We start from the raw sequence: 18,499 nt of genomic DNA, 5'->3' as shown, positions 1-18,499 counted from the left end.
GCTCGTCTTCGACCGCGCCGCGATGCCGGACGATGGCCCCGTCAATGCGGTCACCGAAACCGAGCATCGCGATGTCGTCTCGAAGTACTGGGTGGTCGACGAGATCCGGCCGGCGCGCATCCACGCCAACGTGCCCGAGAACTTCCTCGCAGGCTTTGCGGCCTTCGCCGGTGCCGACATCGCGAAGCTCGGTTTCGGTGACCGCATTGACGGGGCCATCGTCCGGCATCGCGGCGCGGTCGAAGACGAGCACGAAGTACGACGCCCCTGGCGCGGCGGCGCGCACGATCGACTGCTGATAGCCCTCGCGCAATTCGACGGGCATCGAGTGGAAAAGGGTGCTGTCGACGATCGTTCCGAAGCGGCCGTCGTAGCCGGTGAAGGCGCTGATATCCGCGACATCGAAGGTGGCGCTGGTCAGGCCTCGCCGCGCGGCTTTCTCGGTTGCCAGCGCGATGGCGGTGGGTGACTGGTCCAGGCCGACCGTGGTGAAGCCGCGTTCGGCGAGGTACAGCGACACCGCCGCCTCGCCACAACCGGCGTCGAGCACGTCGCCGTGGAACTTGCCGTCCTCGATGAGGGCCGCGATCTCGGGCTGTGGCTCACCGATGCTCCACGGTGGCCGGTTACCGTCGCCCATCTCGGGAGCCTCACCCCGGTAAGCGGATTCGAACATCTCTTGAGTCGGTTGAGTCATGCCACCCGTTATATCAAGGAAAATGATATATGTCAATTAGGCTGATATACCTTCTTGCCCACTTGCAACGCACATTTCCTCATCCGCTACCTACCCCAAATTAGATAGCTGATCTAATCGACCCCGGGACTGTACTGCTGCGCTCAGGCGCCAGGGGTTCGAGCGCGACGGCCGGCGCAGGCCAGGCCCGGGGAATGCGGCAGTGGTGGCCGGGTGTTCGCTGTGGGTATGGCTGACGAAATCGAATTGAGCCCCAGGGGCTGGGTGCGCGACCAAACCGAGCAGATCCTGAGTCGAGGCACGACCGACGGAGTCGAGGTCTTCGACAGGCCCATCGTTCTGCTGACCGTCACCGGGGCAAAGTCCGGCAAACAGCGCTACGTGCCGTTGATGCGGGTTGAGAAGGACGGCCGCTACGTCGTGGTCGCATCGCATGGCGGCGCCCCGGAACATCCGGTCTGGTACTTCAACCTGAAGGCGAATCCGGAGGTGACGCTGCAAGATGGTGACAGAATTATCACATTAACGGCTCGCGAGCTCGACGGTGCCGAGCGCGAGCAGTGGTGGCAGCGAGCTGTTGAGGCATTTCCTCCGTATGCGGAATACAAGGAAAAGGCAGCACGTCAGATCCCGGTTTTCGTTCTGGAGTAACGCTTTCCGTTATAGGGCCTTGCCGCCCCTGGTGGGTGCCAAAAAAATTTGCATTCGATATGCGCTCGGTCCGTCCGGTTGACCCTTTGCGCTCGCCCCGCATACCTTCGAATGCGTAGGCCAGGCATGTCCGCCGAACAAAGACGTTCGTGGTAGTTCTAACCGCCTGTGCTGCGCGGCTTTACGCAGTTATTACCTGCCGTGACCGGGTGGATGTCTAATCGCCGACGCTAGTGACCAACCCAGGGGAGGGTCGGTGCAACACGTAGAACAGCCAGTTCACCCGGTTCTGGAGGGCGCAGGGCCATCCCGGATCGACCGGATACGCGAGACGCTTCCGTACGACCTGCCGGCCTCGTTGGTGGTCTTCCTGGTGGCGCTTCCATTATCGCTCGGCATCGCGATTGCTTCGGACGCACCGGTTCTCGCCGGTTTGATTGCGGCGATCGTGGGCGGAGTGGTTGCGGGATGGATCGGCGGCTCACCCCTCCAGGTGAGCGGCCCGGCCGCGGGACTGACCGTCGTTGTCGCCGACCTGGTCTCTCAGTTTGGCTGGGCCATAACGTGTTTCATCACGGTGATCGCGGGGATTCTGCAAGTCCTGTTGGGGTTCAGCCGGATTGCGCGGGTGGCCCTGGCGATCTCGCCCGTTGTGGTGCACGCCATGCTGGCGGGCATCGGAATCACGATCGCCCTGCAGCAAGTGCACGTATTGCTGGGTGGCGCTTCGAAGAGTTCGGCCTGGAGCAATGTCATCGGCCTGCCCGCCCAGATTCTCGGTGCCCACCGGCCGGGACTTGTATTGGGCCTCCTGGTGATCGCCATTCTCATTGCCTGGCGCTGGGTTCCGGCCCGGGTGGCCAAGATTCCCGGCCCACTCGTCGCGATCGTCGTGGTCACCGCTATCTCGGTGGTTTTTCCGTTCAACGTATCGCGGATAGTCCTGGATGGCTCCGTCCTGGAGGCGCTGCGCCTTCCGGCGGTGCCGCACGGGAACTGGGGGGCCGTCGCCGTCGCCGTCATCACCGTCACCCTTATCACGAGCGTGCAGAGCCTACTGACCGCGGTATCGATCGATCGCATGCACACCGGCGCCCGAACCGACTTTAACCGCGAGCTGATTGGGCAAGGTGCGGCGAATATCGCGTCGGGCGCGATCGGTGGGCTTCCCATCGCGGGTGTCATCGTTCGCAGCGCGGCCAACGTGAATGCCGGCGCCAAAACGCGCGCCTCGACCATCCTGCATGGTATTTGGATACTGCTCTTCGCCGTTCCGTTCGCGGGACTCGTCGAAAAGATCCCCACGGCGGCACTTGCCGGCCTTCTCATCGTGATCGGCATCGAGCTGCTGAAGCCCGCACATATCGAAACCGCCATGCGAAACGGCGATCTCATTGTCTACCTGGTGACTGTGCTCGGGGTCGTCTTCCTCAATCTGCTGCACGGTGTGATGATCGGACTCGTGCTGGCCGTCGCCGTGACTGGATGGCGGGTGGTGCGGGCCAGGATCGAGGCCAAACCCGTTGGTGACGGATGGCACGTCGTTGTCGAAGGGGCGTGCACCTTCCTGGCATTGCCACGCCTGACCGGCGTCCTGGCGTCCGTTCCCGAACGCACTTCGGTCACCATCCACCTGCTCACGAACTATCTCGATCACGCAGCGCACCAGGCGATCAGCGACTGGCAACGACGGCACTGCGCTACCGGTGGGCAGGTGCACGTTCGTGACACGGCCGACACCCTGGCGACCAGTGGGCTCATGGGATCCGTTGGCCCCGAGAGGAAGTCACCGAAGGCAAACCGCCGCAACGTGCACCTGAGCCTGGTCGAGGAGTTATCGGCGTCAGGGAGCAAATAGGCCGACTATCGCGTCGGTGCCGCTAGGTCAGGTCGGTGGCGACCTGCTCCAAGGCGGCGAGGTGCTGGTCGACATTCGCGAAGCCGGCCTTCATGGTGTTCACCGACAAATGGCTGGCACCGGCGGCTTTCCATGCGGCGATGGTGGCGGCGAGTTCGGCGCGGTCTTCGGTCCAACTGACCCGGCCTTCCATCCCGATGCTCTTCGGGTCACGACCAGCCGACTCGGCCGCGCGGTTCACCTGCTGGAGCGCATAGTCCAGGCCGGGGTCGGGCCCCATCATGGGAAACCACCCGTCGCCGAGCCGGCCGGCGCGTTCGTATGCGCGATCCGAGGCCGCACCGAACCACACGGGTATCGGCCGCTGGGCGGGCAGCGGGGCCAGGCCCGCGGCGGTCACCGTGTGGTACTTGCCGGTATAGGTGACCGACCGTTCGGTCCACAGCTTGCGCATGACCTCGACCTGTTCTTCGGAGCGTCTGCCGCGGTTGCTGAACGATTCTCCGAGCGCCTCGTATTCAACGGCGTTCCAGCCCAATCCGATTCCGAGTCGAAAGCGGCCCCCGGTGAGCACATCGACCTCGGCGGCCTGCTTTGCCACCAATACAGATTGGCGTTGCGGCAAGATGATGACCCCGGTGACCAGTTCCAGTGAGGTAACCGCGGCCAGGTAGCCGAACATGACGAAAGGCTCATGGAACGTCGAGTCGATGTCGTAGGGGCCCTGAAAGCCGTGATGCACCGTCCGGTCGGCGCCGACGACGTGGTCATAGGCGAGGATGTGGGTAAACCCCAGCTTCTCGACGCGCTGACCGTACGCGCGAAGGACGGCGGGGTCCGAGCCGAGCTCGGTTTGCGGGAAGACGACTCCGATGCGCATTCGCTCTGCAACCACGGCGCATCGGGTTTGCTTCCCCGCGGGATCAACCACGATGGCCGGCGGGGTATCCCGCTGGCCGGCAGAGGCGAGAACCGGCGTCAAGCATGATGTAGTTGTGACGGCTAAGAAGGTCAGTGGGGTGCTACGGATCGGCGAGATGGAGCCGACGTTCGAACACGAGTTGGCCGCGCGCTACGCGATTCCGAAGCTTCCCGACGGAACCGCGCGAGCTGCGTTCCTGGCCGAGCATGGCGCCGATGTGCGCGTGCTGGTGACCTCCGGATCCCCCGGCGCTGATGCCGCCCTCATCGCCGCTTTGCCCAACCTGGCGGCGATTGTCAACAACGGGGCGGGGGTGGATCTGATCGATCTGGGTGCGGCGAAGCGCCGCGGCATCGGCGTGAGCAACACCCCCGACGTGTTGTCGGACACAGTCGCCGACACGGCGGTGGGCCTGATCTTGATGACGCTGCGCCGTTTCGGGGCCGCCGATCGCTACGTGCGCGCCGGTCGATGGGTTCGCGAAGGGGCGTTCCCGTATGCCAGAGACGTCAGCGGCCTGCAGGTCGGCATTCTGGGTTTGGGCCGGATCGGTTCGGCGATCGCGACCAGGCTCATCGGATTCGACTGCGCCATCGCCTATCACAACCGTCGCCGCATCGAGGGATCGCCATTCCACTACGCGGAGTCGCCGGTGGAACTCGCAGAGTCGGTCGACGTGCTGGTCATCGCCACGACGGGCGAGCGCAACACTCACAAGCTGGTCGACCGGGCCGTGCTGAACGCTCTGGGCCCCGAGGGTTACTTGATCAACATCGCGCGGGGCAGCATCGTCGATGAGGACGCGCTGGTGGAACTGCTGGCCGCCGGGCAACTGGCGGGCGCGGGGCTGGACGTCTTCGCCGACGAGCCGCGGGTACCGGCCGAGTTGTTCGACCTGGACAACGTGGTGCTTCTCCCGCATGTCGGCAGCGCCACCGCGCGAACCCGGCGGGCCATGGCGCTGCTGGCGATCCGAAATCTCGACAGCTACCTCGACACCGGCGAATTGGTCACACCCGTCTTATCGCCGCGCCGCTAGGAACTGCCATTGAGGCCGTTCGTCGCCATGACCTGGTGATTCCGGATGACTGTTGATCTGTGGCCGAAGCGATACTCGCAGAAGGTTATTGCTCCAACCGCATCTGGGTATGCCGCTCTTATGAGTCCACTACAGCCGGAGACTGCCACGCCCGTGCGGCTGACGCTCGCCGGGCCAGCCCGCCCCGATACGGTGGCGGAGTGGCGTCGTGTGCTGCAACGGTGGCTGCAGCAAGAGGTGCACGCGCCGCAGGAAATTCGTGAGGACGTCGTGCTGGGCGTCAACGAGGCGTTGGCGAATTGTGTTGAGCACGCGTATCGCTCGCATCACCAGGTCGGTGCGATGAAACTTCAGGCCAGCTACGACCCCGACGCCGAGTCGATTCGGGTCTGCATCAGTGACCGTGGAAGCTGGCGGAAGCCCTCGTCCAGGCACTCCAATGACCCTCGCGCGTCGCGCGGCATCATGCTGATGCACGGCCTTGCCGATCACTGCACCATCCATGCCCGCCCCAATGGCACCAGCGTTTATCTGGATTACGCGACCGACACAAAACTTGCCGCTAACCAACACTGTTGAAGCCCTCGGTCCAACCGAGATCAGACGCCTGACCTTGCCGACGGCGTGAACTTGACCGGCATCTTTTCCAGACCGCTGACGAAGTTCGCGGGTCGCAGCGGCAGCGGCTCATCGGACGCCAGCCGCATATCGGGAAGACGCTTCAGCAGCCGCTCGAGCATTATCGACAGCTCCAGGCGCGCCAGCTGATTGCCGAGACAGAAGTGAGTTCCGAACCCGAACGCCAAATGATTGTTGGGGTAGCGGTCAATGCGGAAGCTCTCCGGATCGCCGAACACCGCCTCGTCGAAGTTCGCCGATTCGAACAGCAGGATGATCTTCTCGCCCTGCTTGAGTTGTGCGCCGTGAAAGTCCAGGTCGGCGGTCATGGTGCGGGCCATGTTCTTGACCGGGGCGGTCCATCGCAGCATCTCCTCGATCGCGTTTGGTAGCAGCGCCACGTCGTCAACCAACTGCTGGTGCTGTTGGGGGTGGCGCAGAATCTGCGCGGTGCCACCGGAAAGCGTGTGCCGGGTGGTCTCGTCGCCGCCGATCAATAGCAACAAAACCTCGGTGACGATTTCGTGATCGGCCAGCTTCTCGCCGTCCACCTCCGCGCGCACCAGTACGCTGACCAGGTCATCGGCCGGATGTGCCTTGCGCGCCGCGATCATGCCCGTCATGTACTCGGTGTAGGCGGCGAATGCGTCCACCGAGACCTGAAAATCCTCCTGCGCGGTCGTACTGCTGAGCAGCGTCACCATGTCGTCGGACCAGCGAAGAAACATTTGGCGCTCCTCTGGAAGCACCCCGAGCATGTCGCCGATCACCGCCATGGGAAGCGGAGCGGCGAGGTCCCAGACGAAGTCGCACTCGCCCCGTTCGCAGACGTTGTCGATCAGCGCGTCGCACAGCTCGCCGATCGAGCGCTCCCTATCCTTGACGCGTTTGCGGGTAAAGCCCGCGTTGACCAGCTTGCGCCGCAGCAGATGCGTGGGGTCATCCATCGCGATCATCATCGGCGGCGCATCCTGGTCCGGCCGGATACCGCCGGCGTTGGAGAACAACTCCGGCGCACGCTCGGCGTCGATCACCGCCTGGTAGGTCGCGGCGGCCGCCAGCCCGTTGCGGTCCCGAAAGACCGGTTCGTTCTCGCGCATCCACCGATAGACCGGCCGCGAGTCGCCCGCATAGAAGGCACCGTCGGTCAGATCAACGTCGGGCCGCAGCTGGTTGCGCGTCTCGGCGGTGCCTGGCACGGTTCACCCCTCCGCCATGCGGTCAGTTACCGTGGACCCTACAGTAGGAGCTGTGGTATTCCCCACAAAAGGTTTCAACTGGTTGGCGGATTGCACGCCGAATGCTCGTGTGCGGTGGCCGGCCACGCCTGGCGGGGCCTCACCATCACGTGGCACGGCAAGCGATGCAACGCATCTCAGATGCCTGCGATGAGTTCCAGATCCTTCAGGGCCGCCTCGAGGTGGCCGAGCATCCGCTGCAGGTGAGGGACGCTGCGGCGGCACCCGACCAGACCGAAGTCGAGGTTGTCCGCGTTGTTCGTGACGGTGATGTTGACCGCCTGGCCGTCGAGCGGGATCGACAAGGGATAGTTCCCATCCAATCGCGCTCCGCGCCAATACAATTGGTCGCGGTTACCGGTCGATACGTTCGAAATGACGATGTTGAACGGCGGTGAGGCCGCGGACAGGTAGCCGGGGATCAGACCGAAGAACAACCCCCCGATGTTGAAGGCGGACAGTGCCAACTGCTGAAGCGGAGGGAGCTGCCAGAACACCTCTTTGGTCTCGCGGATGGACGCGCTGATCGTCTCGAGCCGCTTGGCCGGGTCGTCGAGGTCGGTTGCGAGATTGCACAGGAAGGTTCCGACGTTGTTCCCGCCGCGATCGTCGTCGTCCTTGCGCAAGTTGACGGGGACCATGGCGGTCAGGGGCGCGTCCGGGAGGGCGTTCTGATCGATGAGATAGGCGCGCAGGGCCCCGGCGGACATCGCGAGCACGACGTCGTTGATCGTCACACCGGTGGCCGACTTGACCGCCTTGATGCGCTCCAACGAGTAGGACTGGGCCGCAACCCGCCGGGCGCCGCCGATCCGCACGTTGAACATGGAGCGCGGCGCCCGAAACGGCAGGGTCAGCTGCTGTTCGAGCAGCGCCGCGCGCGCGAGCTTGAGCGTGGAGGGCGCCAAGGCGAGCGCCGACCCCGCGGTGCGGCCGACCCGGTCAAAGAGGGACGGCTGGTGCCCGTGCCCACTGCGCTTGCGCGGACCGAGGCTCCACGGCACGCGCACCTGGTCGTCGTGCGGATCCGACGTGAAGGCGCGCTGCATCAGGCGTAGCGCCGAGACGCCGTCCATGAGGGAGTGGTGATACTTCGTATAGACCGCATACCGCCCGTCCTGCAGCCCTTCGACGAGGTGCGCCTCCCACATCGGACGGTGCCGGTCGAGCAGGCTGCCGTGCAGCCGGGAGGCCAACTCGAGCAAGTCCCGGACCCGTCCGGGCTCGGGCAGAGCGGACCGGCGCAGGTGGTAGTCGAGCTCGACGTGCTTGTCGAGGGACCACGCCACATTCGTGATGCCGCCGAAGAAGGCGGGATGCTTACGGAACGACGGCTGTATGTCGGTGCACTCGAGCATCGCCTGATACGCCTCGCGCACGAAATGGGGACCCGCATCCTCCGGGGGCTCGAAGAGCTGCAGCGCACCCACGTGCATCGGATGTTCGCGCGACTCGCCGATGAGGAACAACGCATCCATCGGTGATATCGGTTCCATAGTCGTTCCCATTCGCTCCGCTGTGCCGCACGTCCGGCGCACGCCCCTTTCGTATTAGCCACAGGAAGCATCCGCTAATCCCCAATGAGGGTCCGGACTCGCGGGGGCTTGCGTGCGCGATCGTTTGGGTACTGACGCTCAAGGGGGTGACGATGCCGGCGGATTCGGGTTGTCCCAAGCGGATGGAGTTCGGGCCGTGCGGCGGGGTGCGGCCGGACGGACAGTGCGAGATGCGCCCGGGCCCGTGTGTGTTCGACGACGTGGTGCCTTGGTCGGGTCTGCGCCCCATCCCCCGTTTAGCGAGCGCGCCGCGGGTGCTCACCGACTTCAGTGCCACCCCATTCAATCCCGACGACATCGCCGCGACCGCGGCCATTCTGGCGCCCGGGTGCGACGCCGTCCTGGTCGGCGAGCATCAGAACAAGCCGGACTTTCCACCGACACTCATGGCGTCGCTGCTGCTCGACGTGGGTGTGACGCCGTGGATCACGTTGTCGTGCCGGGACCGCAACCGCGTGGTCCTCGAACAGGAGTTGAGGGGATTGCTCAGCATCGATGTCGAAACGGTGTTGTGCGTGACCGGTGACGGACGCGGATACGACGTGCGCCCAGACGTCACGCAGACCTTCGACCTCGACGGGCCCCGCCTGGTCTCGCTGGCCGCCTCGGTCGGCATTGCCGCAGCGGCACCCGAGACGCCCACCGCCCCACCCGTGCACCGTCGACCGGCTCGGTTGGTCGAGAAGCAGCGAGCCGGAGCGAGCCTGGCGGTCCTGAACCATGTGCCCTTTCCGGACATGGTCGCCGACTTCATGACGACAGCCCGATCAGCCGGCTTGACCATCCCGGTGATCGCGGCGGTAGCGGTCTTCACTGACAGCATCTCGGCGGCGGTGCTGGAGGGCTTGCCCGGACTGGAGCTTGACCCCGCTGTGACGCAACTGGTTTTGAGTGCGCCCGATCCGGTGGCCGCAGGGATCGAGGCGGCGGTGAACGAGGCTCGGGCGCTGTTGTCGATCGAGGGCATCGAGGGTGTCAACGTCTCGGGGCTGGCGTCGGCGTCGGGCCCTCGCGTGGGCGCCGAGATCAAGGCAGAGGTCGGTCGTCTGATCCGGGCGGAAACGCCATGACCCGCCCCGCCGGCGATGCAATGGGATGCAGCGATGGGGAGGAGCGGCGCCCATGACGGACGCGATGGAGGCCGAGTTCGACACCGTCGCCGAATGGACCGCGCAGGTCGCGGCGGAACTCGGCCCGGACTATTACCTCCCTGCCGGCTGCCGGGGAAGCGGGAGTCCGGCCGCGCTTGACTGGCTCGTCGAGCGGATGGAGTTGGCGCCTGGTGCCACGCTGTTGGATTCCGGCGCGGGGGTCGGGGGACCCGCCGCATACGCCGCCCAATACGGCGCGCTGCGGCCCGTGCTCGTCGAACCAGAAACGGGCGCCTGCCGCGCGGCGCGGAAACTGTTCGGCTTTCCGGCGGTGTGCGCGCTGGGATCGGCCCTGCCGATGCGGGACGCGAGTTTCGACGCCGCCTGGTCGTTGGGCGTGTTGTGCACGACGCCGGATCAACTCGCGTTGCTCACGGAGTTGCGCCGCGTCGTACGGCCGGGTGGGCGCATCGGCTTGCTGGTTTTCGTCGCGCGCCGGGAAATACCGTCAAACACTCTGGAAGGCAATCATTTTCCGACCCCAAACCGATTGCGCGAGCTACTTTCCGCAGCCTCACTCCGTGTCGAGCAGTGGCTCGGCACGGCGGCCCTGCCGCCGATCGACCGCACGTGGAACGAGCGCGTGGACACCGTGGAGCGCGTCCTCGGCGACCGGCACGGACACACCGAAGCCTGGCAGCTGGCGGAACGTCAGAGCTCGAGGATTGGGCGGCTGCTCGAGGACGGAACCCTCACCGGCGAGTTGTTGGTGCTGGGCCACGAGCCGGAGCGGCCCGGCTCGCGCCTGTGGCCTGGAAGATGACCCGCCGGGCGATCTCGACCGCATGGTCGGCGAAGCGTTCGTAGAAGCGGCCCAGCAGGGTGGCGTCCACGGCGGCGGCGACTCCTCGCGTCCAGGCGGGATTCATCAGCTCCGCCAGCAGCTGGTGGTGCAGCTCGTCCATCGCGTCGTCGTCGTGGCGAATCTGGGCGGCCCCGCGCGGGTCTTGCGACACCAGCACTTGCCGTGCCCCGTGGGCCAGTGCCTCGGCCGCCTCGCCCATGGCGGCGACGTATGGCCGCACCTCGACGGAAACGGCGGGATAGGGGTGACGGCGACGGGCGATCTCGGCGATGTGCACGGCCAGCTCGACCATCCGCCGCGCGTCCGCCGCGATCCGGAGGGCGCTGACGACCGCGCGCAGGTCCGTGGCCACCGGCGCCTGCAACGCCAACAACGCGAATGCGGTTTCCCCGACGTGAGCGTCGAGAGCGACGATGTCCCGGTGCCCGGCGATGACGTGTTCGGCCGTCGCCAGGTCGTTTTTTAGCAGCGCTTCGCTCGCCTGCTTAATCGCCTCGGCGGCCATCGCGCACATATCGGCGAGCTGTTCGGTCAGCATGTCCAGCTGCTGGTGGAAACCGGTTCTCACCTCCATGGGATTAGCCCGTCAGCGCCAAATAAACCTCCCAACGCAGAAAGGCAGAAGTCCTGCCCGGAATGCCCGCTAGCGGATTCCCTCGGCGAGCGCGCGGGCCTCCCGCTCGGTTTCGACGGCAGGCCCGGAGCCCGGCAACGGCTTGCGGGCGACCTCAGGAGTGAACAGCAACGTGATGGCTCCCACCACACCAGCGAAGATCAGCATGTAGGCCGGCACCATCACGTTGCCGGTGCCGGATACCAGCGCCTGGGCGATCAGCGGTGTGATGCCGCCGACGAGTGAAATCGAGATGTTGTACGAAATCGCCAGCGCCCCGTAGCGCACGTTGGTGGGAAACAATGCCGGCAGCATCGCCGGTCCGGTGCTGTCGAAGCACAGTTCCATCAGGCCGATCAACAGCACCCCGATGAAGATCACCGGGTACCACCCACCGAAGCGGATGAGCAGGAAAGCCGGGACGGAGGCCGCGATCAGCAACCCGCAACCCGTCCACATGATGGGTTTGACCCCTATGCGGTCGGACAAGCCGGCGACGAGCACCACGGTGACCATCAGGATCGCCAGCGTCGACACGATCATGACCAGTCCTGCGGTGTGCCCGACACGGACGAAGAGTCTGAAGTAGGTCGGCAGGTATCCGGTGAGCATGAAATCGGCGACCTGGGAGGTCAGCACCAGCGCCGCGCAAATCAGCATCGGGCGCCACTGGGCCGCCACCGTGCGCAGGATCTGCTGCCCGCCTTGGCCGGCGGGCGTCGGCCCGGCGTCGTTCGCGCTCTGGTAGGCGGAGGACTCCTTGAGCCGAAGCCGCAAATACAGGGCGACCAAGCCGAAGGGAAAGCCCAACAACAGCGGAATCCGCCAGCCGTACGTCAGCATGGCGTCGTCCGGCAGCCAGGTCTGCAAACCGGTCACCAGCAACCCGGCCAAAACAAATCCGACCAGGTTGCCCATCGGCAAGAAGCCGACCATCATGCCGCGTTTGTGGTCCGGGGCCTGCTCGACGAGATAGGTCATCGCGCCGACGTACTCGCCACCGGTCGACAGGCCCTGAAAAATCCGTGCGACGACGAGCAGGATCGGCGCCCAGATCCCGATGGTGCTGTAGGTGGGCAGCAGGCCGGTCATGGTGGTGCTCACCGTCATCATGAGGATGGTCACCACCAGCACCCGATGCCGTCCGATCCGGTCGCCCAGCGGACCGAAAATGAAACCACCGAGCGGGCGCACGACGAATGCCGCCGCCAGCGTCCCGAAGGTCGCGATGAGGTGAACCCCGCTGACGCTCTTGCCGGGATAAAACACCTGGGCGATCGTGGTGGCGATGTAGCCGTAGACCCCGAAGTCATACCACTCCATGAAGTTGCCGATCGCCGTGCCCATGATGGTTTGGCGCATAGCCGGATCGGCGACCCTGATGTCTTTACGCGCCCATTTCCTCCGGCGGCGGCGTGAATTTTCCATCGACTGATGGCTTACCCGAAACGTTCTTGGGACGAACCCGCGGGGTCCGGTGATCACGCGCACCGACGGGTTACCGGCAGGCCGCCGCGAGGACGCGGCGAGGCTGTGGGCGGATGCGATTGCATCTGGAATATGCCAGGTGGGCCCGCGTCGATGGCGCCGCCCTCGACCACATCAATACGCAAGCGCGAGCCGAGATTGGTAATTCGCGTCACGTCAGCTCGTGGCCGGTGGTGGCTTATCGGCCTTTCAGGCTTCCGATGCGCAGCGAGAAGTCGGCGGGTTTGGCCCGCGTCGGCTCCTCGAACTGTTCGACATAGCGCCGCGGGTCACGATCCGTGATCGACAGCCCCTCGGTGGTGGGGTGCTCGGCCATGAACTCGCTGTACTGACGACCGAGGGCTTCGCGAAGCCCGATAGGCGCGTTGCGCCGAAAATCCGACAGCCCCTCTCGTTCCTCCTCGCCCATGTGATCGTCGTTGGCCACCCGGGTCCGCCCGACGGCTGCCCACCACTCTTGGCTGCCGAGTGCCGCGGCGTCGGCGTCGCGCACGCCGTCGCGGATGTCGTTGTGATCTCCGATCGCGTCGAGAGTCTCGCCTTCGGCGTCCTCACCGCCGCGTTTGAGCAGCTGCGGATAAAAGATCTTCTCTTCGATGTAGGCGTGCACGTCCAGTTTGTCGGCGAGCGGGCGCCACACCCTTTTGAGGGCGACCTGGTCGTCGGAGCGCCGGGCTTGCAGCTCGTCCAGCTGCGCGAACTGTTCCCGAAACCACTCATGGTCGGCAAGGATCAACATGGTGATGTCTGCCATTGGAGAGTCCCGCCTCTCGGAACGCCGGTCAGCCGGGCTTACCCGGTTTACCAGCTGAGGTAACAACCCGGCGCGGGATCCGTCAACCCTGGCTTACGACGTCTGCTCGAGTTGGTCTGCGCCGCAGTCGGTTCACCTGTTTGACGCTCGCGCAAGTCGCCGGGTGACCGTGCGCTGCCAGCAGCCCCGTCGTCGCCGCTTTCCCCGGCGCTATGGCGCTGAACAGGAACTCGCCGGGAGGGCGCGGTCATCCGGGCGGATACACTGGTGCGTCAGTCAGGCGATCAGCTTCGATCGCACCCGAAATCAAGAATCAGTCAGAGGTTGTGCCTTGTCCGAAAAACCCGGCGATGCCGTCAGCTTGGAACCGCATTTCGAGGACGTACAAGCGCACTATGACCTGTCCGACGAGTTCTTCGCGCTCTTCCTAGACCCGACGCGCACCTACAGCTGCGCCTATTTCGAGCGCGACGATATGACGCTGGAAGAGGCGCAGTATGCCAAGGTCGACCTCTCCCTCGGCAAGCTTGGGCTGCAACCCGGTATGACCTTGCTCGACATCGGGTGCGGGTGGGGCACCACCATCGTCCGCGGCCTCGAGAACTACGACGTCAACGTGGTCGGCCTCACGCTCAGCCGCAATCAGCAGGCGCACGTGCAGCGCCGTCTTGACAGCCATCCCTCGCAGCGGTCCAAGCGGGTGCTGCTGCAGGGCTGGGAGCAGTTCGACGAGAAGGTCGACCGGATCGTGTCGATCGGCGCCTTCGAGCACTTCGGACGCGACCGTTACGACGAATTCTTCAAGAAGGCCTACGAGGCGCTACCGGCCGACGGCGTCATGATGCTGCACACCATCATCAAGCCCAGCGACGAGGAGTTCGCCGAGCGCGGGCTGCCCATCACCATGACCAAGCTGCGCTTCATGAAGTTCATCATGGACGAGATCTTTCCGGGCGGAGACCTGCCGCAGGCCAAGGGCGTCGTGGAGCACGCCGAGCGCGCGGGCTTCGGTGTGAAGCTGATCCAGCCGCTGCGCCTGCACTACGCGCGCACCCTCGACACCTGGTCGGCCGCGCTCGAGGCGCACCGGGACGAGGCCATCGCGATCCAATCCCAAGAGGTCTACGACCGGTACATGAAGTACCTGACGGGATGCGCGGATCTGTTCCGTGAGGGCTATACCGACGTCGCTCAGTTCACCCTGACCAAGGGCTGACGGCAACTCCCCCGCCGACCGACCGGGCTCCCCGGTTGGCCGGAGCGCGGTTTACCCGTCCAATTCTGCGGGTAATTCCACGGCAACAACCTGATTCGGTGCGCGCCGGTGTTATTCGGTGTCATGCCGCTGGAAGGACTGACCGTGAGTGCCAAACACCGCATGCCGGATTCACCGGAGCACAGGCCCATGTCGACCCGCGCTGGTGGTGGGCGTGGGCTGTCGGGCGCCGCCTCGGTATGCGAAATCGTCTCCGCTTCGTTGCTGGGTGCCGCCTGCGTGATGGCGTTGGTGCTCAACGGAGCTCAGCCCGAGAAGCGCGCCGTTGCCGCCAATCTCGAACCGCCGGCCACCTCGCAGCCGGTGAGTCAGGAAGGGACGGTGGTGGCCGTGTCGGCGGACTCGGTGACCATGCGCGGCGCCGACGGGCATATCCAGACCTACCGGTTCACCCCCGACACCACAGTTGTCACCCACGATGCGCGTCAACCCATCACCGCCGCACCGCAATTCACGGTCAATGACAAGGTCGTTGTGGTCGGGACGATTGAGGGCGGTAAGGCGCTGGCGACCGCGGTTGCCTACCGGGGTGCGGGGCATGGCGAGGCTCCGCCGATGGATTATCTTGACGGCCAACCGCTTCCATCCGACGCCGCCTGAGCCTCAACTTCGGAACGCGGATCCCTCGCTGTCATCTGTGCGGACTTCGCTCGCCGCGAGGATGTACCCGACCTAGGCTGGTAGCCATCCGGACTCAGGAGGCGCCGTGGGCGAGCACGAAGCGAAGATGATCATCTTGTCGACCGACGATCTGGACGAGTCGATCCGGTTCTACAGCGAGACCCTGGGCATGCCACTGAAGTTTCGCGACGGCGCGCATTTCGCGGCCCTCGACGCCGGCCCCGTCACGCTGGCGCTGGCCACCGCGGTCGACCATCCCATTCCCGGACAGATCGTGGTCGGCATCAAGACGTCCGACGTGGACGCCGCGGCGAAGGCTGTCGAGACCAGCGGCGGCGGCATCGTGACGGCCCCTCATGACGACGCCCATGAACGGCGCGCGGTGGTGTATGACAACAAGGGCAACGGCTTGGTGTTCTACCAGCCGTTGGCCCAATAAGACTCCGAGAAGGCAGGTGCGCGTTTACTTTCCGGTGCGCTCTCGGTGTTTGCATCCCGGCCAGCAGCAAGGCCTTCGCTTGCCCTCTTCCAACTCCTCCTGGGTCCTGCGGATGCGGCGCTCTCGAGTGGCCCGCTGCTTGGCATCCTCGACCCAACAGATGAACTCGTTTCGGGCGAGCGGCGTGATGTCCCTCCAGGCGGCGAGCGCGGTCGGGTTGCCGATCAGCGACTCGCGCAGGTCGGCCGGCAACTTGTGCACGACACCGCCGGGCACTCGCTGGCCGCTCATTGGGCCGCCAGATGCGCGCTGTCATCGTGTAGTTCGTCGCGGCGCAAAGTCATTGGGGTGAGAGCCGGAACATCACCCCCCGCGACAACGGCGCGGGTGATCGGGGTGAGCGCCTGGAACAGCGTCTCCACCTCGTCGTCGCTGAGGGCGTCGAGCGCGGACAGGGCCAACGTGTCGGTCGTCAACTCGATGTGGTCCTTCAATTCCCGTCCGGCGGCGGTCAGTGTTCCGTCGTCGTTGAGCACCCCCCGCTCGGCGAGCGCTTGTTCGTGTTGACGCCAGGATGTCTGGTCGTAATCACGGGTGCGGGCGATGTAGTCGCGAGAGACATTGCCCGCCGCGGCGTGTAAGACGTTGGATTCGCGGCCGGAGACGCCGGCCGCGGCCAGCACCGCCACGTGCGCGTCGCCACGCTGTTCCCGCAGCAGCGTGGTGGCGTGCCACAGGGCGGACAGCGGATCGTCCGGCCAGGGCAGCGCCACATTCGCGGCGAACAGCGGCCGTGCATCGAGGGGCGCGCGGCGGGCCGCCCGTCCCGCCAGTTCGGCTGCAACGCGGACGTTTTCGTTGTCTGAGTCCAGGCCGTAGCGGCGTAGCGCCGCGACCGCGGACTCTTGCCGAGCCCGCAACGCGGACTGCGGACCCGCGATCTCCCATGCCGCCGGCAGTGCCTTCGCGACCCGTTCGGGCGCGAAGTTGTAGAAGATCGCGGCGACCACCTCCCGGGGCGCCACACCCATCGGCGCCGAGCGCGCGGCGAAATAGCCCATCCAGAAGCCGCGGTAACCCAGAGCGTCCAATGCGGTCCGCGCCTCCGGTGCGAAGTAGGTCACCGCGTGCACCGGTTCGTAGCGGTCGAAAAAGCGTCGGGCCAGCACCGGTTGTCGTCGCATGCTCGCAGTTAACCACTGGCGCTGGCCACGACCAAGCACGGACCGGCGGCAGGAAAAGCGCCTCCGCTTAGGCTCGAGTGGTGACCATCCCCTATGACCAGCCCTTGCGTGCGCGGATTCGGAACAACCTGGCCGGCCACAACCGCCGCGCGGTCACCGATCCGACGAAGCGGCACGCCGCGGTCGCGGTGGTACTGGTCGATTCGGAGGTGGGGGAGGACCGGGTCGATCCGGTGTCGGTGGACGAGTGGAACGACGGACGTCCGATGCCCGCAGCACATCTGGACGGCCGCATGGTCGACGTGTCCGGTGGTGCGGCTTTTTTGCTGTGTCGCAGGGCATCTCGTCTGAGTTCGCATGCGGCGCAGTGGGCATTGCCGGGTGGCCGCCTCGATCCGGGCGAGACGGCGGTCGACGCGGCGTTGCGCGAACTGCGCGAGGAGGTCGGCGTCGAGCTGTCCGATTCGGCCGTGCTGGGTTTGCTCGACGATTACCCCACCCGATCCGGGTATGTGATCACCCCGGTGGTGGTGTGGGGAGGGGGCCGGCTGGAGCTGCGCCCCGCGCCCGACGAGGTTGTCGCCGTTTACCGGGTTGGGCTGCACGAACTCCAGCGTGACGACTCGCCACGGTTCATCAGCATCCCGGAAAGTCCGCGACCGGTCGTGCAGATCCCGCTGGGGAATGATCTCATCCACGCGCCGACCGGCGCGGTACTGCTGCAGCTGCGGTGGCTGTGTTTGGAAGGGCGCGCCGATCCGGTCGACGAGCTGGAACAGCCGGTATTCGCGTGGAAGTAGCTGTCGCGCAGCGCGTCCTGCCGGGGGTGCCCGCAGGCTTCTCGGTGCTTGCGCCCACTCCCAAAGCGTTCGGACGGTATCGCTGACCTCAGCGCTGGCCCGGCGCACCGAACATCACGTTCGCCAATTCGACCAGCGATGTGCCCGAGACATCGAACGCGCCCGTCGGTTCGGGGTATGGATCCCGGCCGGGCCCGTATTCCTGTGGCCGAGAAACGAAACCGGTCGCCAGGCCGCTGTTCTTGGCCGCCTCGAGGTCGGTGGGATGTGCCGCCACCAGCATCACTTCCCCGGGCTCCAGACCGAGCAGACGCGCGGGCGTTTGATACGCACGCGGATCGGGCTTGTAGGTTTTGCCGACGTCGGAACCGAGCACCACGTCCCACGGCAGGCCGGCGTACTTCGCCATGTCGACCAGCAGTCCGGTGTTGCCGTTGGACAGCGGCCCGACAATGACGTGCCGCTTCATTGCGGTGATGCCGTCGACGCTGTCCGGCCAGGGCGGCAGCCAACGCCACGCCCGCGCTAGTGCCGCCACCTCACCGTCGATCCCGGGGAGTTCGCGCTGGAATGGCGTAGCAGGTACCTGCCAGCGATGTCCGAAGTTCTTTCGGGCCGTCGCGAATTCGTGTCGCTGGACGTTCTGCACAAAGAAAACCTGCTTGCGTCGTTCGAGAAGTTCGGCATCGCCGTCGAAGTGCTGCCCGGCGACGAGGTGGCGGCACTAGCGCGGGCGTGGCGTTGGCTGCCGCCCTGGCCGGACAGCGTCGACGGCATCACCGCAATGAA

General features: G+C 65.6%; 19 protein-coding genes and 2 pseudogenes. 11 read left to right on the top strand and 10 right to left on the bottom strand.

What is annotated here, in order from left to right; translation table 11 throughout:
- On the bottom strand, positions 1-697 hold a 697-nt coding region (locus A5652_RS21655; RefSeq protein WP_232001303.1), incomplete at its 3' end, for a class I SAM-dependent methyltransferase.
- Positions 698-925: 228 nt separating this feature from the next.
- Here A5652_RS21655 and A5652_RS21650 point away from each other — a divergent pair.
- Both A5652_RS21650 and A5652_RS21645 read left to right on the top strand, forming a co-directional pair.
- Positions 926-1,348, top strand: a complete 423-nt coding sequence (locus A5652_RS21650) for a nitroreductase family deazaflavin-dependent oxidoreductase (RefSeq protein ID WP_067356480.1) — start codon at positions 926-928, stop codon at positions 1,346-1,348.
- A gap of 256 nt (positions 1,349-1,604) precedes the next feature.
- Positions 1,605-3,206 carry a SulP family inorganic anion transporter gene (locus A5652_RS21645; RefSeq protein WP_369805846.1) on the top strand — a complete coding sequence of 534 codons (1,602 nt, stop codon included), beginning with the start codon at positions 1,605-1,607 and terminating at the stop codon, positions 3,204-3,206.
- Positions 3,207-3,228: 22 nt separating this feature from the next.
- On the opposite strand, the gene A5652_RS21640 is transcribed toward A5652_RS21645, so the two are convergent.
- Entirely contained in the window at positions 3,229-4,086 is an 858-nt protein-coding gene (locus tag A5652_RS21640) for an LLM class F420-dependent oxidoreductase (RefSeq protein ID WP_067356478.1), read from the bottom strand.
- Between the two features lie 157 nt (positions 4,087-4,243).
- Here A5652_RS21640 and A5652_RS21635 point away from each other — a divergent pair, with 157 nt between their 5' ends.
- On the top strand, positions 4,244-5,167 hold the full coding sequence (locus A5652_RS21635) for a 2-hydroxyacid dehydrogenase (RefSeq protein WP_369805847.1): 924 nt from the start codon (positions 4,244-4,246) through the stop codon (positions 5,165-5,167).
- Positions 5,168-5,320: 153 nt separating this feature from the next.
- Positions 5,321-5,746 (top strand): ATP-binding protein, encoded by a 426-nt coding sequence (locus tag A5652_RS21630; protein ID WP_197514049.1) that lies wholly within the window; start codon positions 5,321-5,323, stop codon positions 5,744-5,746.
- A 20-nt stretch (positions 5,747-5,766) separates the two neighbouring features.
- Here A5652_RS21630 and A5652_RS21625 read toward each other — a convergent pair whose 3' ends face one another.
- Both A5652_RS21625 and A5652_RS21620 read right to left on the bottom strand, forming a co-directional pair.
- Positions 5,767-6,984, bottom strand: a complete 1,218-nt coding sequence (locus A5652_RS21625) for a cytochrome P450 (RefSeq protein ID WP_067356473.1) — start codon at positions 6,982-6,984, stop codon at positions 5,767-5,769.
- 176 nt (positions 6,985-7,160) lie between these two features.
- Positions 7,161-8,519, bottom strand: a complete 1,359-nt coding sequence (locus A5652_RS21620; RefSeq protein WP_067356468.1) for a wax ester/triacylglycerol synthase family O-acyltransferase — start codon at positions 8,517-8,519, stop codon at positions 7,161-7,163.
- A gap of 152 nt (positions 8,520-8,671) precedes the next feature.
- Here A5652_RS21620 and A5652_RS21615 point away from each other — a divergent pair, with 152 nt between their 5' ends.
- Complete coding sequence (locus tag A5652_RS21615) at positions 8,672-9,649, top strand: methylenetetrahydrofolate reductase (protein ID WP_067356464.1); 978 nt, start codon at positions 8,672-8,674, stop codon at positions 9,647-9,649.
- Between the two features lie 52 nt (positions 9,650-9,701).
- Complete coding sequence (locus A5652_RS21610) at positions 9,702-10,493, top strand: class I SAM-dependent methyltransferase (RefSeq protein ID WP_067356461.1); 792 nt, start codon at positions 9,702-9,704, stop codon at positions 10,491-10,493.
- On the opposite strand, the gene phoU is transcribed toward A5652_RS21610, so the two are convergent.
- The 3 genes from phoU to A5652_RS21595 form a co-directional block, all read right to left on the bottom strand.
- Positions 10,423-11,103 carry a phosphate signaling complex protein PhoU gene (gene phoU, locus A5652_RS21605; protein WP_067356488.1) on the bottom strand — a complete coding sequence of 227 codons (681 nt, stop codon included), beginning with the start codon at positions 11,101-11,103 and terminating at the stop codon, positions 10,423-10,425. The two genes, A5652_RS21610 and phoU, sit on opposite strands and share 71 nt — an antisense overlap.
- A 75-nt stretch (positions 11,104-11,178) precedes the next feature.
- Positions 11,179-12,510: an MFS transporter gene (locus tag A5652_RS21600; protein WP_067356458.1), complete on the bottom strand. Its 1,332-nt coding sequence runs from the start codon at positions 12,508-12,510 to the stop codon at positions 11,179-11,181.
- 304 nt (positions 12,511-12,814) lie between these two features.
- Positions 12,815-13,390, bottom strand: coding sequence for a hemerythrin domain-containing protein (locus tag A5652_RS21595; protein WP_067356455.1), 576 nt, complete (start codon positions 13,388-13,390; stop codon positions 12,815-12,817).
- 331 nt (positions 13,391-13,721) lie between these two features.
- Between A5652_RS21595 and A5652_RS21590 the strand changes: the two genes are divergently transcribed.
- From A5652_RS21590 to A5652_RS21580, 3 genes are all read left to right on the top strand, one after another.
- Entirely contained in the window at positions 13,722-14,606 is an 885-nt protein-coding gene (locus A5652_RS21590; protein ID WP_067356452.1) for a cyclopropane mycolic acid synthase family methyltransferase, read from the top strand.
- A 144-nt stretch (positions 14,607-14,750) separates the two neighbouring features.
- Positions 14,751-15,266 carry a hypothetical protein gene (locus tag A5652_RS21585; protein ID WP_232001301.1) on the top strand — a complete coding sequence of 172 codons (516 nt, stop codon included), beginning with the start codon at positions 14,751-14,753 and terminating at the stop codon, positions 15,264-15,266.
- A 106-nt stretch (positions 15,267-15,372) separates the two neighbouring features.
- Complete coding sequence (locus tag A5652_RS21580; protein WP_067356446.1) at positions 15,373-15,726, top strand: VOC family protein; 354 nt, start codon at positions 15,373-15,375, stop codon at positions 15,724-15,726.
- Between the two features lie 24 nt (positions 15,727-15,750).
- Here A5652_RS21580 and A5652_RS21575 read toward each other — a convergent pair whose 3' ends face one another.
- Together A5652_RS21575 and A5652_RS21570 are read right to left on the bottom strand one after the other, a co-directional pair.
- Entirely contained in the window at positions 15,751-16,017 is a 267-nt protein-coding gene (locus A5652_RS21575; protein WP_067356442.1) for a YdeI/OmpD-associated family protein, read from the bottom strand.
- Positions 16,014-16,910, bottom strand: coding sequence for a hypothetical protein (locus A5652_RS21570; protein WP_067356438.1), 897 nt, complete (start codon positions 16,908-16,910; stop codon positions 16,014-16,016). The genes A5652_RS21575 and A5652_RS21570 overlap by 4 nt, the downstream gene beginning before the upstream one ends.
- Positions 16,911-16,990: 80 nt before the next feature.
- Between A5652_RS21570 and A5652_RS21565 the strand changes: the two genes are divergently transcribed.
- Positions 16,991-17,710 carry a CoA pyrophosphatase gene (locus A5652_RS21565; protein WP_067356484.1) on the top strand — a complete coding sequence of 240 codons (720 nt, stop codon included), beginning with the start codon at positions 16,991-16,993 and terminating at the stop codon, positions 17,708-17,710.
- An 88-nt stretch (positions 17,711-17,798) separates the two neighbouring features.
- On the opposite strand, the pseudogene A5652_RS21560 reads toward A5652_RS21565, so the two are convergent.
- Positions 17,799-18,251 (bottom strand): annotated as a pseudogene (locus tag A5652_RS21560) (HAD-IA family hydrolase); the annotation flags it as partial.
- A 54-nt stretch (positions 18,252-18,305) separates the two neighbouring features.
- On the opposite strand from A5652_RS21560, the pseudogene A5652_RS27825 reads away from it, so the two are divergent.
- Positions 18,306-18,499 (top strand): annotated as a pseudogene (locus A5652_RS27825) (haloacid dehalogenase type II); the annotation flags it as partial.

This window comes from Mycobacterium sp. 1165178.9 (assembly GCF_001673555.1).
Classification (GTDB): domain Bacteria; phylum Actinomycetota; class Actinomycetes; order Mycobacteriales; family Mycobacteriaceae; genus Mycobacterium.
The sequence above is the reverse complement of the archived record's forward strand: the minus strand, read 5'-3'. Positions and strand labels throughout refer to the sequence as shown.

Excerpts from the sequence above, each read along its gene's own strand:
- A5652_RS21575 (WP_067356442.1), bottom strand. The coding sequence starts at position 16,017 with ATGAGCGGCCAGCGAGTGCCCGGCGGTGTCGTGCACAAGTTGCCGGCC.
- A5652_RS21640 (WP_067356478.1), bottom strand. The coding sequence starts at position 4,086 with ATGCGCATCGGAGTCGTCTTCCCGCAAACCGAGCTCGGCTCGGACCCC.
- A5652_RS21650 (WP_067356480.1), top strand. The coding sequence starts at position 926 with ATGGCTGACGAAATCGAATTGAGCCCCAGGGGCTGGGTGCGCGACCAA.
- A5652_RS21610 (WP_067356461.1), top strand. The coding sequence starts at position 9,702 with ATGACGGACGCGATGGAGGCCGAGTTCGACACCGTCGCCGAATGGACC.
- A5652_RS21570 (WP_067356438.1), bottom strand. The coding sequence starts at position 16,910 with ATGCGACGACAACCGGTGCTGGCCCGACGCTTTTTCGACCGCTACGAA.
- A5652_RS21595 (WP_067356455.1), bottom strand. The coding sequence starts at position 13,390 with ATGGCAGACATCACCATGTTGATCCTTGCCGACCATGAGTGGTTTCGG.
- A5652_RS21600 (WP_067356458.1), bottom strand. The coding sequence starts at position 12,510 with ATGCGCCAAACCATCATGGGCACGGCGATCGGCAACTTCATGGAGTGG.
- A5652_RS21635 (WP_369805847.1), top strand. The coding sequence starts at position 4,244 with ATGGAGCCGACGTTCGAACACGAGTTGGCCGCGCGCTACGCGATTCCG.
- A5652_RS21615 (WP_067356464.1), top strand. The coding sequence starts at position 8,672 with ATGCCGGCGGATTCGGGTTGTCCCAAGCGGATGGAGTTCGGGCCGTGC.
- A5652_RS21620 (WP_067356468.1), bottom strand. The coding sequence starts at position 8,519 with ATGGAACCGATATCACCGATGGATGCGTTGTTCCTCATCGGCGAGTCG.